The following is a 15,967-nucleotide window of genomic DNA, read 5'->3' as shown; positions in this document are numbered from 1 at the left end:
TTCCTCCGTTCAAAATGTGTCTGCTGGGATTGGATTTTTCTTACACCAACCTCCCCTCAGTCTCTTCGTCCCTAGGTGTTTTTAAAAATGGGTAGGAGGGGGGTTAAACGCAATCAATTAAAATAAGCCAGCATTGTTATAATACTGGCTCCCAATCATCCTTCGGAACTTCATATTTAAAATCTAGTTTATCATTTGTTCCTAAATGAGTATTACATGATTTACATAGCGTAATAATGTTTGATTCTTCAAACGTAAGTTCAGGATAATTCAAACGAGATTTAATATGATGTGCTTCTAAATTATCCTTAACAACTACATTATATTTGATTAAACAGCGAAGACAGACCTCTTGGTCACGTTTTAATACTTTTAATCTCAACTTTTTCCATCTGGCTGAGTTAAAGAATTTTTTCATTTCAGGGTTTTTGTTTTGATTATTGAATCTTCTTGCTTCTCTTCTACAAACACATCTTTCAGTATCAGGGTGCATTTTCCCACAACAATCACATAACTTCATTCTTGGCATTGTGTATTATCTCCTTTTTATTTTTACTAGTGTTCAATCATATAATCGCCTTTATCAAATTTACGTTTATCTTTAGGTTCCTCAGCACCGTTTTCAATAGCATATTGAATTAAGATCATACTTGCATATGGTTGTGCCTTTTGTCCGAATTTTTTAGCTCTGTCAGCATACCATTGTTTGATGTATGACGGCAGTTTTGTTACTTGTGTTTCTAACTTGTCCATTTGATAACCTCCGTTTTTATTGTTCATATATTATTTATACATCGCTGATAGGCTAACTCTCTATTAATCGTACATTGTTAATCTACTAATCATATATTCTTAATATATATACGTTCTGCTAGATGGATGTAAGTAGCAAATTGATAAATAATATAAATAACCAGCGAAGCTACAACCGTTGCAACTCGGAACGGAGTGACGAGTTAAGGGTGCTAAGCGCAGTCTGCAACCCACAATATAAATATTGTTTAAGTTGACTATCTCCGATGGGCCCAGACACAGCCTAGGGCTGGAATGCTTGACAGCATTCCTTAACTTCGCTGACGCTCAGTTGCATCTATTGTTTTTTGAGGACATTAAGCGTCATTAAGATTCGTTCTCTTAAAGACGTTTAAAGGAAATGAGTTCTAATGTCATTTATCGTCCTATGACTCTATCTTTACGACAACCCAAACTGTTTTTTTCTTCTCATTAAACGTCTGCCGTTTATCATTTACTTTAAATCCATGAGCACTGATAAATTCATTAATCGTTTTCATTTTTTCTTCAAATGAACTCTTTTCATCATCAAACAATTTGATACCTAATAGATCATTCAGATATGGAACCAATTCATCTGTTATACGCTTTTTAAATTCCAGTTTGTTTTCCTCGGAAGCGATATATTTATTTCGCCATTGAATAGAAGCAGGTCTATCGAATAGTTCCTTGACCAATTTTATATAATTTTTAACAATGCTTTGAAGTTCATCAGTAGGCAATGCTTCTTCTGTATCCATTAGGTGTTTACATATAAGTGGTGAAATGTAATCCAATTGGTAACTCAAAAGTTTGGCAAATTCCCCACTTTGAACGAGTTTTTTCGTTAATTTGAGATTTTCAGATTCTTCGAAAATGACTTCATCAGCGAAATAGGAATCAACTACCCATAATTCCGCTAATTTTGCTATTTCTTCATCTAACTTATTTTTATTCCCAGTAAAGTTCCTCAGACTAGTTTTTGCAGATTCTATATTTTCAGAGCGATACTCCTTGAATTTCTTAATGAAACGTATTTGAGCGATTATTTGGTCATAAAGATTTTGCAAAGTAGGTTGGTTTTCTGTTGTTAACCATACAGTTAAACGGTCATTAGGATTGTTAATGTCAAAACGTTTACGTCCTGCCATCTGTTGGATCTGAACATGGTCATATTGATTCAATAGGATGATATGTTTAAAATCAGGGTCAATAATGTCGATACCATTGTCTATTGCTTTATTGGCAATAGCGATTTGAGTATCAAACTTCTTATTGTTAACCAGTTGTCCAACTTTAGCAGCCATGTCTGGTATTTTTAATCCGTTAAATCTTCCATCAGGTAACTTGACCCAAACGGAATGATAGAACTCAACTTGATAGCCTTTATTTCGATATTTTTGGCACATTCTTGCAATCATTGCTCTGGAAGTCATATCAGCAACAAATACCATTATTTTTTCGGTTTTATCAATCTCCTTGATAATTTTTTCCAAGTCCTTATTGGTACAAATGAAGTCCATTCGATCATTAAATCCAACCATGTCCCTGAAATCAAATTCCTTGTAGTTTTTGATACCTATGTGATTGAAATACTTGGTAATTTGTTGTGGTGTGGCAGTAAAGAAGATAACGGGCTTCTTTTCAGATACTTCAAGAATCTTTCCCATGATTTTTCCTGTTGTTCCGTTCCATGCGTCAGCAACAAAGTAATGAGCTTCATCACATAGGATAATTTCAGCTTCTTCTATTTCAAAAAGCATGTCACCATGAGACACCTTTTGATAACTGGCAACTGTTATGCCTTTTGCTCTGTAAATTCCCATATCTTCACATGCTTTTTCCACATCGTCATTGAATTTTAGGACAACTGCTGTTCTGTTCGCCATAACCAAAATCTTCTTGCTGGCAATATCCTGATAAATTCCTTTACCAAAACCATAACGCTCATTTTCAAAATGTGGTTTGATTATATCCTCAATAATGAAAGTAGATTTTCCAGTTCCTGTAGGTGAAACAATTAATGTGAATCCTTCTTTATGGTCGAGCATATTTTTCAAATGTTCTTTAGTCAATACTTCCGTAATGTAGTTAATTTTTTTCTCCATGATAGTCGTCTCCTTGTAATAGGACAATGAACAACATTGAGATCAATTCTCTTATAGCGATAACAAAAAGTTGATTGTAATGTCGTTTATCGTCCTTGATGTTTAAATTTTTTTATTTGTCTTTCAGGACTCGACTATTATATTGAACCGATTTGAGCTGTAAACGAGATTTCAAGATTTATTTTTTGGAAGAGAATTTTGTTCTTAAATGAAGGAACACGACTGAGGGAAAATTCTTTCGTTTTTTTTATTTTTCTGACGATTACATCTATGCTGCCAATTTTTTCCGACTTATAATGAAGTAAATACAAAATGAGGAGCGATACAAATGAAATATGTATTTGATATGAAACGACAGGCATCTTTGAGATTGTTAAACGGGGTTGCTTACGATGATATAACAGGAGAAACTTTCAATTATACGCTCGATGATGAAGATAATTTTTATCCACTACCCCAACTTGTTTACGAAAATATCATTTTGAATATTCAGCATTATATAGCTACTGGAGAAACTGAACATGAACTCATTAATGAAGTACGAACGGAATTGAAACGATACGTGGGATAAATCTAAAGTCGTTTCAAACGACCTTGGAATCTTACGTCATTTGAAATGATGTGAGATTTGATTCTGGCTGTGCAAAGTTTGCACGTCTGGAATCTGAGGTCATTTCAAATGACCTCGGGATTTAACCAGTTCACAATTGGACTCGTTAACCAAATCAGAGTTGATTTGGTTAAAATCTGCTGTGCGCTCTTTGCACAGCAAACATAGGAGAATATCAACCCAATGAAAAAAATTTTATTAATAACGGTTAGTTCCATCGCCATTGCTGGAACAATCATATTTTACACATATGATTCAATACCCAAAAAATCTGTAGCAATTGAAGAAAGCGCTTCTAAAAATGATGGCGGTAAAATCATTGAAATAAAAGAAACAGCTGCAGAACCAGTTGAACAAGAATTTCCAATGGATATGTCTGATATGGCTGTGCAAAATGCAATTCATGGCATGTCGCATCAAAAGGTCAAGGCCAGCGACAAGTGGGGCTTTATACCACTAAGTGCCGAACGTGTAACAAGGTTGAAAGCTGTTGTTGAAGCTAATGAATACAAAGAAAAAGGTTTGTATTTAGATATCCTTAATCGCTGGTCGAAAAATGATTTTTCTCGGGTAGATTCTGACCATAATGTTGTGTGGCACATGCAAGATGGAACAGTGGGTGAAGCAATTGGAATTTACTCAGCAGAGGAAGAAAAAGCATTTATCGAGGAGCACTTTGACATTGAGCCAACTACAAAACAGGGAGATGATTAAAATAGAGGAGAAACCAAGAATGCAACTCGTTTATAAAAAGCAGTTAATGGTTGATCTTGTGAAGCTGGGACATGATCTTGAATATACAGCAAGGAACAGAAATAATATGAAGTATCAAGTTTATTTCTTCCCATGGAGCCAACAAATTGAACGTGATATTGCGAAGCTAAACGGTCAGGAATATGTAAGGGATTATGATGAGGGATAATATTAAGACAATCCTTACTTTCGTTGGCTTGACGGTAGGAATGGTCCTGATGATATGTGTTATGTTGTATCAATTATTTATGATTACATACGACCCAGAACTACATAAACGTACTGAAATTGCGGAGCAGAATGCCAAACAAAGAGTAAAGGCTATGGAGCAGATAAGGTTGGAGGCCATGTGTAAAGATGAAAGATTTGACCATAGTGATTGTTAATAACGTGCCAAAAGGTGCGTTATTTTTTTATGTTTTAAATTTTTTTCGATAAATGAATTAACTTGCCTTACATTTTATTTTTTCTCAATACAATGCAATTGTAAGTAAAACAAAAAGAACAAACATATCGGAGGAAATTAAAATGAATAAAATTGAATTAACTTATGAAGGAACTGTATTCAGCAAAATCGCTGGAAATGAAAAGAAAACGATGTACTACAACGAGGATCTAAACAATTTGCTTATCGTGACAACTGACGAAAAAGTGGAAATGCAAAAATTTTACGCTGAAAGTTTAGCTGAAGAACTTAAAAATGGCGACATTGATGAGGACGAAGTTGCTTTTGACGAAAAAGGCAATATTATCATTACGCTGAATGATGAAGATTTCAATGATACAATCGAAGATGCTTTAGGGTATATTGTTGGTGACCGTTGGGACGATTTATGCTCGTCAGCCGAATATGCTAATGATACAACCATCTTAATTCACAAGCCGTATCATACAACTACAGATTTCACCGTAAATTATGATTTAAACCCTAAGGAATTGCTGGACAGACCATTATCTGAAACAATTGTAGCTTTTGAAGATTTAGTACCTGGCAACAAAAATGAACAAGGTCATGAAGTTGCCCGTTGTTACAAACTGGTTGAAATCATGGGTGGCAAAGCTTATCGTTACGGAGAAATCCCCGAAGAAGTTTTTGAAGCTTATTTTAAATAATCAACTAAACGTCGGGTGATATATCATGTTTTTGTTAGATGGGAATATACCTAAGGTATTTTTGTTGTCGAAAATCTAGAATTAAACGAAAAGAAAATAGGCTTTGATAGATAAACGTCCTTTCGAGGGCGTCTTTTGTTTGCATTAAAACCATTTGCATAGGTCAGCATTCGACTTTAACCGTTTCATGAAATCCAATTAGAAATTAAATTAAACGCAATCTTGATACATGCAAATGGATCATTTCTCTCACTATTATAATGATAGAAAAAATTTTTTGAAAAATTTCTCCGAGGTTGCCTGACAAATAAATTCTTTTCAAGACAATAACGTCATGAAACAAAAACAACAAATTAATTGGAGGAATACTTATTATGACAACGAACATTATAACACTAGCAAAAGAAATAAACGCACAAGAAGGATTAATGAGATCAATTAAATTGCATAGGCATGAATTGGGTTTGATAATGAATGAATCAGATGTTTTATACACTGAAGCAGATTTGATATTAAAAACAATTACTGATGAAATTAAAATGAGTTATTTCATTGGAATAATCGGAGCAGTTCACCAATTCAATGAAAATAGTCGTTTGCCTTTTAAAATTCATCATTCATTAAAATTTAAAAATGACAAAATCGAAATTGAGAGTCATTATAATAATAATCATATTACAAGTATAGTTGAATGTATCGACTATGATTTAGTTGTGAATGGCAAAATACAACATATGTTTATGACGAGCGATGACGTTATTTACATGATTGCTTCAAAACTTCTTGAAAAATCAAAGAAAATGAACCTTTAGAAAAATATTCAGATGAATGCCGAGCTTTTAAACATTAGACCGTCAGCTCATTGAACTGGCGTTTTTTATCATACGATTATAAACTTTATATTTTTAAAAGGACAGTAGTTTATTATTCTCTCATCACCATAACCACCTAAATACGTCAGCTTTGACAGTAAATTAACTTTGAATAGATTTATATAGTACTCAAAATACATGTCAAAGCTGACCGATAATATTTAAAATTTATTAATACGGTATTTCTTCATCAATATCATCTTCCAGCCAGTTATAAAACGGAAAAGGACTGTTAGCGCTAACCACTGACGCAGATTCCTTTCTCCCATTTTTCAAATCAAATCTATTAGCCATGTTCTTTAGTGATTTATAGGCATATCCTTTTACTTTATCCGCTGACACATTTATGTATCTCCTTGATTGTATTGTTTCACTAACAAAAGCATTTACGAGTGCGTTCCATGATTTCTTATTCCATCTATTGAGTGCAAATTCCGTATAAAATTCATTACAAGAATTAGTTAAACAAATCTTAAATTCGTCTGCTGTTAATTCCTTGTTAATTAACAATGTTTGTTTATTATTATTTATTTGTTTATTGTTTGTTTTTTTATATTTATTTAATACTTGTCGATTTTCAACATTTGACTTTGAATTATTGACTATCAATTGTTCAGAATCGGCAATTGAAGAATCCATTGCTTTACTCGCTTCTTTCAATTGGTGATTTTCGCCACTTGAAAGTAAATGACTAAATGGTTCGCTGATCTCCAAGATCTTAAATCCCAAAGAAACCACTTCTTTGATAAATACCTTTACTTCCTCATCATTAAAAGGAATATCACTTGCATTGTAATAATGAAAATTCTTTTTGCCATCACGATACTTAATATCAACCCAGTATCTTTTCTCCTCAAGTTCTTTTATTCCGTTTGTTATCGGTCCTCTGCCAAATTTATTATAAAGTTGCATCTTTTTTATAACCCAATCCTCAGGAAGTGACATTAAATGAGCAATCAATCCGATTGAACGAATATCTTCTAATCCTTGTAAAGCGTTATTATGAATTTGTGCATAATCGGCTGTTTTACGTCTTTTAATAATACCATTCATTATTCATTCTCCTTTTTCATGGAGAAGAAACATGCTACAATAAGTGTAAGCAGGTCCTTCTCGGATTTGTGGTATAAAACGTGTTCTTGGTCGCCAAACTGAGGAACACGTTTTTTTATTTTGTTATAAATTCATTAATGGGCTTGTCTTTTGAGCCATTTCTAAAATATTCTCTGTTTCAATCCCTTGTAGGTATCGCTTGGTGACTTGAATATTTTCATGCCCTGCTATCCTACTGCAACTATACAAATCCAATCCATTCCTTAAATTAGATTGAATCGAATAATGTCTAAGCGTATGTGGACTACAGCGTATTTCCTTTCGTACTCCAGCCAACTTCCCTGCATCTCGTACCACATTTTCAATTTGCACACTTGTTAACGGTCTGCCACTTCTCGATAAAAAATAATTATTGTGCTCCAGTGACTTCTTTTTGAAATACCCTTCTTTTATTCGCTCATATCGAATCATGTACTTTCGAAGCATAAGACTCATTGGAACATACCTCCATTTAGCACTTTTGCCGAATATTTTTATATTGGTTTCATTTATCCAGTCAGTTTCCAAATTGATTAATTCCGAGCATCTGATGCCAGTATCAGTAAACATTGCAACAATAAGTTTGTTACGAGCGTTCAAATACGTTCTAAAATCGTATGCTTCAATCATTTTTGCGACTTCTTTATCAGTAAATGTCTGAATGATCGTTTTATCTTCTTTCAACAACTTGATACGAACCATGATGTTTAACGTGACGTATTCCTCTGCCACCAGATATGTGTAAAATGCTCGAAGCGATTTAATCAAACTATTGATGTAAGTTGCCTTGTTTCCAATGTCCAATTGATGCTGAACAAATTTCTTAATGTGAATTGTGGACACATCTTCAATTTCGGTGACTTCATGATGTTCATTCAAATATTTGATTAATTGACCCGCATTATAGTTATAAGTTTCTATGGTTCTTGAAGAATATTTTTTGATTTTTAAATCGAATGTAAATTCTTTCAGCAAGTCCTTTATCAACATCAAAAAACCCCCGATTCATAAGCGTTTATCACACTCATAAATCAGGGGTTGTGGCGATACATTTGTATTGCTTAGTTCACTTCGATGTACTACATAACTTAAGTTGTTCAAAAGTGCTGTGTACGACAAAGTTCAGGTGTTTTTTCCTTAAAAATGATTACTTTTTAAGGTTGTAAAAACTCTTAATTCCAGCGTAAACAGCTAATTCGCCAAGCTCGTCTTCGATGCGAAGAAGTTGGTTGTATTTAGCGATACGGTCTGTACGTGACATAGAACCAGTTTTGATTTGGCCAGCGTTTGTAGCAACAGCGATGTCTGCAATTGTTGCATCTTCTGTTTCACCAGAACGGTGAGAAACAACAGCTGTGTAGCCTGCGCGTTTTGCCATTTCGATTGCTTCAAATGTTTCAGTTAAAGTACCGATTTGGTTTACTTTGATTAGGATTGAGTTAGCGATTCCTTTTTCAATTCCTTCAGCAAGCTTCTTCGTGTTTGTAACGAACAAGTCATCTCCAACTAATTGAACTTTTCCGCCAATGCGGTCAGTCAATAGTTTGTGACCTTCCCAGTCGTTTTCATCTAAGCCATCTTCGATTGAAAGAATTGGGAATTCGTTAACTAGCTCTTCGTAGAAATTAACCATTTCTTCAGAAGTTAAGCCAGTACGGCCTTCGCCAACAAGATCGTATTTGCCTGTTTCTTTGTTATAGAATTCAGAAGAAGCAACGTCCATTCCAAGGTAAATGTCTTCTCCAGCTTTATAACCTGCTTTTTCGATTGCTTCAATAATTACTTCAAGTGCTTCACGGTTTGAACCAAGGTTTGGAGCAAATCCACCTTCATCACCAACTGCTGTATTCAAGCCTTTAGCAGAAAGAACTGATTTCAATGCATGGAATACTTCTGCACCCATACGGATTGCTTCTTTGAATGTTGGTGCTCCAACAGGAAGAATCATGAATTCTTGGAAGTCTACGTTGTTATCTGCATGAGATCCACCGTTAATGATGTTCATCATTGGAGTTGGCAATTGTTTCGCATTGAAACCACCAAGGTAACGGTATAAAGAAAGTCCTACAGATTCTGCTGCTGCATGAGCAACTGCCATAGATACACCAAGAATCGCATTCGCTCCTAGTTTCCCTTTGTTTTCTGTACCGTCTAATTCGATCATTGCACGGTCAACTCCAGCTTGGTCCGTTACGTCAAAACCGATAATTGCTTCAGCGATTACGTTGTTTACGTTATCTACTGCGTTTTGAACACCTTTACCAAGGTAACGAGATTTGTCTCCGTCACGAAGTTCTACAGCTTCGTGCTCACCAGTAGATGCTCCAGATGGAACAATAGCTCGTCCGAAGAATCCAGATTCTGTCATAATTTCTACTTCTACTGTTGGGTTTCCGCGAGAGTCAAGTACTTCGCGTCCGTATACGTGTTGAATGAATGGCATAATAATTCGCTCCTTTTTTTTACAATCCGTTTTATTTTGAAATGATAGACGTTCCTGTCATTTCAACAGGTTTTTCAACTTTTAGTAAATCAAGCATCGTTGGTGCTAGATCTCCTAGTATCCCGTCCGTTCTTAATGTTACATCATTTTTCGTAACAATAACAGGTACAGGGTTTGTTGTATGTGCTGTCATTGGATTTCCTTCCAATGTAATTACTTCATCAGCGTTACCATGGTCAGCTGTAATGATTGCCGTACCGCCTTTTGCAACGATGGCATCGACAACCTTTCCAAGACATTCATCAACCGCTTCAATTGCTTTAACAGTTGGTTCTAGCATACCTGAATGGCCTACCATATCAGGGTTTGCAAAGTTAAGAATGATGGCGTCAAACTTATCCGCGGCAATTTCGCCTAGTAGTGCATCAGTTACTTCATATGCGCTCATTTCAGGCTTCAGATCATACGTAGCAACTTTAGGTGAATTAATCAAAATTCGCTCTTCCCCTGGGAACTCCGCTTCACGTCCACCACTCATAAAGAAGGTAACGTGAGGATATTTTTCCGTTTCTGCAATTCGCAACTGGGTCAGATTATTTTGAGAAAGAACTTCACCTAATGTGTTATCAAGGTTCATCGGTTTGAATGCTACAAAGCCGTCCACTGATTCAGAAAATAAAGTTAAGCAGACGAAATGCAGATTCTTGGGATGCCCTGGACCCCGGTCAAACGAACGAAAATCTTTATTCGTAAACGTATTTGACGTTTGGATAGCTCGATCTGGACGGAAATTATAGAAGATCACTGAATCTTCATCTTGAATCGTCGTAACCGGTTTTTCGTCATCACCGACAATAACAGAAGGAAGGACGAATTCATCGAAGATTCCATTATTATAAGAATCCTCTACACATTCCTTAGCAGAACGGTAGCTTGGTCCTTCTCCGTAAACCATTGATCGATATGTTTTCTCGACACGTTCCCAACGTTTGTCACGGTCCATACTGTAATAACGTCCAGAAATCGTCGCAAACTGACCAACACCAAGTTCTTTCATTTTCGCTTCTGTCGCTTCAATATAGCCTAAGGCAGATTGAGGCGCTACATCACGACCGTCTAAAAATGCATGAACATATACTTTCTTTAATCCTTCATCTGCACAAAGTTTAAGAAGAGCAAATAAATGTTCAATATGGCTATGTACCCCGCCATCAGACAGTAAACCGAATAAGTGTAGGCTTTTATCCCTTGTTTTCGCGTCGTTAATCGCAGCAAGGAATGTTTCGTTTTGTTCAAACTCTCCGCTACGAATCGCCACGTTAACACGAGTTAAGCTTTGATAAACAATTCGGCCTGCACCGATATTTAGATGGCCTACTTCAGAATTCCCCATTTGGCCTTCTGGTAACCCTACCGCTTCCCCACTAGCCGTTAAATGAGCATGCGGGTATTGGCTCCAATAACGGTCAAAATTAGGCTTGTTAGCAGCAGACACGGCGTTGCCAGCTGTTTCTGTACGGCACCCGAATCCATCTAAGATGATAATTGCAACAGGAGATTTACTCATATTGTCCACCTTCTACTAATTGCAAGAACGATTGCGGTTCAAGACTTGCACCGCCAACTAATGCACCGTCAATATCAGACTGAGCCATATATTCTTTAATATTCTCAGGTTTCACACTTCCACCGTATTGAATACGAACAGCCTCAGATGTAGCTTTTGAAAATTGACTTGCTACAACAGAACGGATATGTGCACAAACTTCGTTAGCATCTTCGGCAGTAGAAGATTTGCCAGTACCAATTGCCCAAATTGGCTCATAGGCAATGACCATATTTTGAACTTGCTCTTCTGTAAGGCCTTCAAGTGCTTTCTCAATTTGTTTTCCTACTAAATCGTTCGTCTGACCGCTTTCACGCTCTTCTAATGTTTCGCCACAGCAAACGATTGGAACAAGATTATGTTTAAAAGCTGCTAACGCTTTTTTATTCACTGTTTCGTCTGTTTCGTTGAACATTTCGCGACGCTCTGAGTGACCAATCACGACGTAATTCACACCGATATCACTAAGAGCAACAGGACTGATTTCACCTGTAAATGCGCCGTTATCTTCAAAGTGCATGTTTTGAGCTCCAATTTTGACTTCTGTTCCTTTCGCAGCTGTAACTAATTGATCAAGGAATAGCGCTGGAGCACATACTACGGAATCCATTTTATCAGAAGATGGTACAAGGCTTTTTACTTCCTCTATAAAGCTTTTCGCCTCAGAAAGTGTTTTATTCATTTTCCAGTTTCCTGCAATAATTGGTTTACGCATATTAGTCCCGTCCTCTCTTTCGTATCTTATTTATCGTTTAATGCTACGACACCTGGTAGTTCTTTACCTTCCATAAACTCTAGGGAAGCACCGCCACCTGTTGAGATGTGTGACATTTTATCAGCAAGCTTGAATTTTTCAGCAGCTGCAGCTGAGTCGCCACCACCAATGATGCTGTAAGCAGATGAATCAGCAAGAGCTTGCGCAACATGTTTTGTTCCATTTGCAAAGATGTCAAGTTCAAATACACCCATCGGTCCATTCCAAATAACAAGTTTAGAGTTGTTAATTACATCCGCGTAGATTTCGCGTGTTTTTGGCCCGATATCAAGTGCTTCCCAATCAGCTGGAATTGAGTCAATAGCGACTACTTTATTGTTTACATCCGGTCCGAAGTCGTCTGCTACAACAACATCGACAGGCATGTATAAATTAACGCCTTTTTCTTTTGCTTTTTGGATGAAAGATTGAGCAAGCTCAATTTTATCTGCTTCAAGAAGAGATTTACCAATTTCATGACCTTCTGACTTAACGAATGTGTAAGCTAAGCCACCACCGATAATTAAGTTGTCCACTTTTTCTAGCAGATTTTCAATTACACCAATTTTATCTTTAACTTTCGCACCACCAATGATAGCTGTGAACGGACGTTCAGGATTAGAAAGAGCTTTACCAAGTACTTCTAATTCTTTTTCCATTAACAAGCCAGCAACAGCAGGTATATAGTTTGCAATCCCTTCTGTTGAAGCATGGGCACGGTGAGCAGCACCGAATGCATCATTTACGTATACGTCTGCAAGCTCAGCGAAAGATTTAGCCAATTCTGCATCATTCTTCTCTTCCCCAGGATAGAAACGGACATTTTCTAAAAGTAAAACGTCTCCGTCTACCATTTCAGAGATTTGTTGTGTAACAGATTCCCCATATGCTTCGTCTGTTTTACGAACGTCCTTACCTAATAATTCACTTAATCTCTTAGCAACAGGAGTTAAGCGTAACTCTTCCACTACCTGACCCTTTGGGCGTCCAAGGTGACTAGCTAGAATTACTTTCGCTCCAGCATCAATCAAGTGCTGAATTGTCGGTAATGCCGCACGAATTCTTGTATCATCGGTAACCTGACCATCTTGCATCGGTACGTTGAAATCAACTCGGCAAAAAACTCGTTTACCTGCTACGTTAATTTCCTTAATGGATTTCTTATTCATGACCAAATAACCTCCTTTAATTAAGAAAAGCGTAAACGCCTTGTTCAGCTTCCGAAGTAAATAGGGATTGAACCATGAAGGGGTTCTTTACCTTCTTTGAGCAATCATCTTTTTCACAGGAAGCTAGCGGTGAAGAATTTCACTTGCTTTTTATCAGTCAAAAAGGGAGAGGGCATAATCCCGTCTCCCCTTTTCACTGTTATTATAGATGTTTTTCGCTTTTTTAGCCAAATATTCACAGGAATAATAATGTTTAATTTCTGTAAAGATTAAAGACCTTTTTTAGCGATGTAATCGATTAGGTCAACTACACGGTTTGAGTAACCAGTTTCGTTATCGTACCATGAAAGTACTTTAACCATGTTACCTTCCATAACCATTGTAGACAATCCGTCAATTGTAGAAGAAACAGGAACACCATTGTAGTCAGTAGATACTAATGGAAGATCATTGTAAGCAAGAATGCCTTTTAATTCGCCTTCAGCAGCTTCTTTTAACGCACTGTTTACATCTTCAGCTGTAACGTCTTTTTCAAGTTCAGCAACAAGGTCAACAATTGATACGTTTGGTGTAGGAACACGCATAGCCATACCGTTAAGTTTTCCTTTAAGTTCTGGTAATACAAGAGCTACTGCTTTCGCTGCACCTGTAGATGTAGGAATCATGTTCTCAGCTGCTGCACGTGCACGACGGTAGTCTTTGTGTGGCAAGTCAAGAATTTGTTGATCATTTGTGTATGAGTGAATTGTTGTCATCATTCCACGTTTAACTCCGAACTTGTCGTTCAATACTTTCGCAAATGGAGCTAAGCAGTTTGTTGTACATGATGCATTTGAAAGCACGTGGTGGTTAGCTGCATCATATTTATCTTCGTTAACACCCATAACGATTGTGATATCTTCATCAGATGCAGGAGCAGAAATGATTACTTTTTTCGCACCAGCTTCAAGGTGTTTTGCTGCATCATTACGAGCAGTGAAACGTCCAGTTGATTCAACAACTACTTCAACACCTAGTTCTCCCCATCCAAGTTGTGCAGGGTCACGTTCTGCTAAAACTTTGATTTTGTGTCCATCAACTACTAGGTAGTCTCCGTCAACTGATACAGTTTCTGCAAGTGTTCCGTGCACTGTGTCATATTGAAGAAGGTGTGCAAGCATGTTTGCATCAGTTAAATCGTTAATTGCCACGATTTCCACATCTGAATTTTTTAATGCTGCACGAAGAACGTTACGTCCGATACGACCAAATCCGTTAATACCAACTTTTACTGTCATAATAAAATTTCCTCCTTTATAGTTGAAAAAAGAATTTTATAAAATTATATAGTAAAGGGAATTTATCCCTTTATTAACTGTTGTGCCGCTGCTTCGTCCGTGATTAATACCGTGGTTTGTGGAGCTCTTTTCATATAAGCTCGAATTGCCTTTGCTTTAGATTCTCCACCGGCAACGGCGATCACTCGCTTTGCTTGATCAAGGTCTTCCAGCTGAATACCAATGGTTTGTACTTTGTGAACTACTTCCCCATCTTCATCAAAGTAATAGCCGAAAGCTTCACCTACAGCCTCTTTTTGTTCAAGGGTTTTGATAATTTCAGATGGTGTTTTTCTTCTTTCTGACATCACCATCGCATCACCAATCCCATGCAGGACGATAGTAGCTGATTTTATTAATGAAATAACATCTTTAATCATCGGTTCTTTCATAAACGATTGATAAGCTTCATCACTGACTTGATCGAGAAGATAGAGCACTTTATATGCAGCATTTGTTTTTTCCGCCATTTTGGCAACAATTACATTGGCTTGGTTCTGAATTTCTTCACCAAGACCTCCTCTTGCCGGAACAAACAAAATATCTTTCCCATTTGAATCTGGGGTTAACATCTTGGCCACTTCGGCCATTGTCGAGCCGCCAGTTACTGCAATGATATTTTTAGCCTTCCATTCCTTTTTCATACGGGCGGCTCCCGCTTTACCTAATTCGCTTTTTACCCACGATGATTGATCACTGTTTCCAGCAACGATAATAACTTCATTAACGTTTAATAATTGCTTAAGTTTTTGCTCCATTTTATCTATACCCGAAATCTCCCGCATGACTCCTTCTAGTTGCTCGAGTATTTCTACTCCTTCGGTAGAAAGTCGCATTCCAGAGCTGAAAACTTCAATTAGATTTTGATCTTTCAAGAAATCTACTTCACTACGAAGCGTTCTTTCTGTCAAATCCAGACTATTCGCTAAGCTTCGGCGCCCTACAGGTTGCATAAACTTGATATAACGCAGGATATCATATCGTTTCTGCATAATCGCCAACAAATCGGGTAATACTTTCTTTTGTATATCGAGCAATGGATACATCGTTCGTAAACCCCTCAAGAATAAGTTGTGGACTATTTTCGTCCCAGTTAGACATTTTACGTCCCACCAGGAGCAAAAAAAATTCTTTCCTGCTATATACTTATTCTAGCAGGAAAAAAAACGTTCTTCAACTTATATGCTAATTTTTATTTTTCAAGCAATAACGGCCTGTTACATTCCGCGGCCTAGTAATTTATTATAAGAAAAACCAAACTTAAATAATCTGCAAAATAGGAGTCCATTTATTATATATACATAGTATCTAGTGGAATTATCATCTAGTTGGAAGCACCGCTTAAGTTAGTGATTATCTG

17 protein-coding genes are annotated in these 15,967 nt (G+C 36.7%); 6 read left to right on the top strand and 11 right to left on the bottom strand.

The annotated features are described in order from the left end of the window. Window positions 1-136: 136 nt before the first annotated feature. The 3 genes from V179_RS28595 to V179_RS0123360 all read right to left on the bottom strand — a co-directional run bounded on the left by V179_RS28595 (window position 137) and on the right by V179_RS0123360 (window position 2,879). The gene (locus tag V179_RS28595; RefSeq protein WP_051405107.1) at window positions 137-529 is read right to left on the bottom strand and encodes an HNH endonuclease; all 393 of its coding nucleotides are present in this window, start codon (window positions 527-529) and stop codon (window positions 137-139) included. A gap of 26 nt (window positions 530-555) precedes the next feature. Next, window positions 556-753: a hypothetical protein gene (locus V179_RS0123365; protein ID WP_028393617.1), complete on the bottom strand. Its 198-nt coding sequence runs from the start codon at window positions 751-753 to the stop codon at window positions 556-558. Window positions 754-1,178: 425 nt separating this feature from the next. Then, complete coding sequence (locus V179_RS0123360; RefSeq protein ID WP_034302361.1) at window positions 1,179-2,879, bottom strand: DEAD/DEAH box helicase; 1,701 nt, start codon at window positions 2,877-2,879, stop codon at window positions 1,179-1,181. A 328-nt stretch (window positions 2,880-3,207) separates the two neighbouring features. Between V179_RS0123360 and V179_RS0123355 the strand changes: the two genes are divergently transcribed. From V179_RS0123355 to V179_RS0123330, 6 genes are all read left to right on the top strand, one after another. Continuing rightward, window positions 3,208-3,450 (top strand): hypothetical protein, encoded by a 243-nt coding sequence (locus V179_RS0123355; protein ID WP_028393615.1) that lies wholly within the window; start codon window positions 3,208-3,210, stop codon window positions 3,448-3,450. A 222-nt stretch (window positions 3,451-3,672) separates the two neighbouring features. After that, complete coding sequence (locus tag V179_RS0123350; protein ID WP_051405106.1) at window positions 3,673-4,203, top strand: DUF6241 domain-containing protein; 531 nt, start codon at window positions 3,673-3,675, stop codon at window positions 4,201-4,203. Window positions 4,204-4,222: 19 nt separating this feature from the next. Continuing rightward, the gene (locus tag V179_RS0123345; protein ID WP_152534804.1) at window positions 4,223-4,411 is read left to right on the top strand and encodes a hypothetical protein; all 189 of its coding nucleotides are present in this window, start codon (window positions 4,223-4,225) and stop codon (window positions 4,409-4,411) included. Next, entirely contained in the window at window positions 4,401-4,628 is a 228-nt protein-coding gene (locus V179_RS0123340; RefSeq protein ID WP_028393612.1) for a hypothetical protein, read from the top strand. The genes V179_RS0123345 and V179_RS0123340 overlap by 11 nt, the downstream gene beginning before the upstream one ends. 142 nt (window positions 4,629-4,770) lie before the next feature. Beyond that, the gene (locus V179_RS0123335; RefSeq protein ID WP_028393611.1) at window positions 4,771-5,355 is read left to right on the top strand and encodes a hypothetical protein; all 585 of its coding nucleotides are present in this window, start codon (window positions 4,771-4,773) and stop codon (window positions 5,353-5,355) included. Window positions 5,356-5,729: 374 nt separating this feature from the next. Further along, complete coding sequence (locus V179_RS0123330; RefSeq protein WP_028393610.1) at window positions 5,730-6,167, top strand: hypothetical protein; 438 nt, start codon at window positions 5,730-5,732, stop codon at window positions 6,165-6,167. 231 nt (window positions 6,168-6,398) lie between these two features. Here V179_RS0123330 and V179_RS28590 read toward each other — a convergent pair whose 3' ends face one another. The 8 genes from V179_RS28590 to V179_RS0123290 all read right to left on the bottom strand — a co-directional run bounded on the left by V179_RS28590 (window position 6,399) and on the right by V179_RS0123290 (window position 15,653). Further along, window positions 6,399-7,280 (bottom strand): hypothetical protein, encoded by an 882-nt coding sequence (locus V179_RS28590; RefSeq protein ID WP_235179220.1) that lies wholly within the window; start codon window positions 7,278-7,280, stop codon window positions 6,399-6,401. A 123-nt stretch (window positions 7,281-7,403) separates the two neighbouring features. Further along, window positions 7,404-8,306, bottom strand: coding sequence for a tyrosine-type recombinase/integrase (locus tag V179_RS0123320; protein WP_028393609.1), 903 nt, complete (start codon window positions 8,304-8,306; stop codon window positions 7,404-7,406). 160 nt (window positions 8,307-8,466) lie between these two features. Beyond that, window positions 8,467-9,762, bottom strand: a complete 1,296-nt coding sequence (gene eno / locus V179_RS0123315) for a phosphopyruvate hydratase (RefSeq protein ID WP_028393608.1) — start codon at window positions 9,760-9,762, stop codon at window positions 8,467-8,469. Window positions 9,763-9,793: 31 nt separating this feature from the next. Continuing rightward, the gene (gpmI, locus tag V179_RS0123310; protein ID WP_028393607.1) at window positions 9,794-11,329 is read right to left on the bottom strand and encodes a 2,3-bisphosphoglycerate-independent phosphoglycerate mutase; all 1,536 of its coding nucleotides are present in this window, start codon (window positions 11,327-11,329) and stop codon (window positions 9,794-9,796) included. Beyond that, a complete protein-coding gene (gene tpiA / locus V179_RS0123305; RefSeq protein WP_028393606.1) occupies window positions 11,322-12,083 on the bottom strand; it encodes a triose-phosphate isomerase in 762 nt (253 codons plus the stop codon). The genes gpmI and tpiA overlap by 8 nt, the downstream gene beginning before the upstream one ends. A gap of 26 nt (window positions 12,084-12,109) precedes the next feature. Continuing rightward, window positions 12,110-13,291, bottom strand: coding sequence for a phosphoglycerate kinase (locus V179_RS0123300; RefSeq protein ID WP_028393605.1), 1,182 nt, complete (start codon window positions 13,289-13,291; stop codon window positions 12,110-12,112). Between the two features lie 269 nt (window positions 13,292-13,560). Further along, window positions 13,561-14,568: a type I glyceraldehyde-3-phosphate dehydrogenase gene (gap, locus tag V179_RS0123295; RefSeq protein WP_028393604.1), complete on the bottom strand. Its 1,008-nt coding sequence runs from the start codon at window positions 14,566-14,568 to the stop codon at window positions 13,561-13,563. Between the two features lie 62 nt (window positions 14,569-14,630). Beyond that, entirely contained in the window at window positions 14,631-15,653 is a 1,023-nt protein-coding gene (locus tag V179_RS0123290; RefSeq protein WP_028393603.1) for a sugar-binding transcriptional regulator, read from the bottom strand. Window positions 15,654-15,967: the final 314 nt, after the last annotated feature.

Origin of the sequence: Bacillus cihuensis, from assembly GCF_000504145.1 — a bacterium.
GTDB classification, from domain to species: domain Bacteria; phylum Bacillota; class Bacilli; order Bacillales; family DSM-1321; genus Peribacillus; species Peribacillus huizhouensis.
This window is presented reverse-complemented; position numbering and strand designations above follow the sequence as displayed.

Bases quoted from the DNA above. Each gene is read 5' to 3' on its own strand.
- V179_RS28595 (WP_051405107.1), bottom strand. From the start codon at position 529: ATGCCAAGAATGAAGTTATGTGATTGTTGTGGGAAAATGCACCCTGAT.
- V179_RS0123365 (WP_028393617.1), bottom strand. From the start codon at position 753: ATGGACAAGTTAGAAACACAAGTAACAAAACTGCCGTCATACATCAAA.
- V179_RS0123360 (WP_034302361.1), bottom strand. From the start codon at position 2,879: ATGGAGAAAAAAATTAACTACATTACGGAAGTATTGACTAAAGAACAT.
- V179_RS0123355 (WP_028393615.1), top strand. From the start codon at position 3,208: ATGAAATATGTATTTGATATGAAACGACAGGCATCTTTGAGATTGTTA.
- V179_RS0123350 (WP_051405106.1), top strand. From the start codon at position 3,673: ATGAAAAAAATTTTATTAATAACGGTTAGTTCCATCGCCATTGCTGGA.
- V179_RS0123345 (WP_152534804.1), top strand. From the start codon at position 4,223: ATGCAACTCGTTTATAAAAAGCAGTTAATGGTTGATCTTGTGAAGCTG.
- V179_RS0123340 (WP_028393612.1), top strand. From the start codon at position 4,401: ATGAGGGATAATATTAAGACAATCCTTACTTTCGTTGGCTTGACGGTA.
- V179_RS0123335 (WP_028393611.1), top strand. From the start codon at position 4,771: ATGAATAAAATTGAATTAACTTATGAAGGAACTGTATTCAGCAAAATC.
- V179_RS0123330 (WP_028393610.1), top strand. From the start codon at position 5,730: ATGACAACGAACATTATAACACTAGCAAAAGAAATAAACGCACAAGAA.
- V179_RS28590 (WP_235179220.1), bottom strand. From the start codon at position 7,280: ATGAATGGTATTATTAAAAGACGTAAAACAGCCGATTATGCACAAATT.
- eno (WP_028393608.1), bottom strand. From the start codon at position 9,762: ATGCCATTCATTCAACACGTATACGGACGCGAAGTACTTGACTCTCGC.
- gpmI (WP_028393607.1), bottom strand. From the start codon at position 11,329: ATGAGTAAATCTCCTGTTGCAATTATCATCTTAGATGGATTCGGGTGC.
- tpiA (WP_028393606.1), bottom strand. From the start codon at position 12,083: ATGCGTAAACCAATTATTGCAGGAAACTGGAAAATGAATAAAACACTT.
- V179_RS0123300 (WP_028393605.1), bottom strand. From the start codon at position 13,291: ATGAATAAGAAATCCATTAAGGAAATTAACGTAGCAGGTAAACGAGTT.
- gap (WP_028393604.1), bottom strand. From the start codon at position 14,568: ATGACAGTAAAAGTTGGTATTAACGGATTTGGTCGTATCGGACGTAAC.
- V179_RS0123290 (WP_028393603.1), bottom strand. From the start codon at position 15,653: ATGTATCCATTGCTCGATATACAAAAGAAAGTATTACCCGATTTGTTG.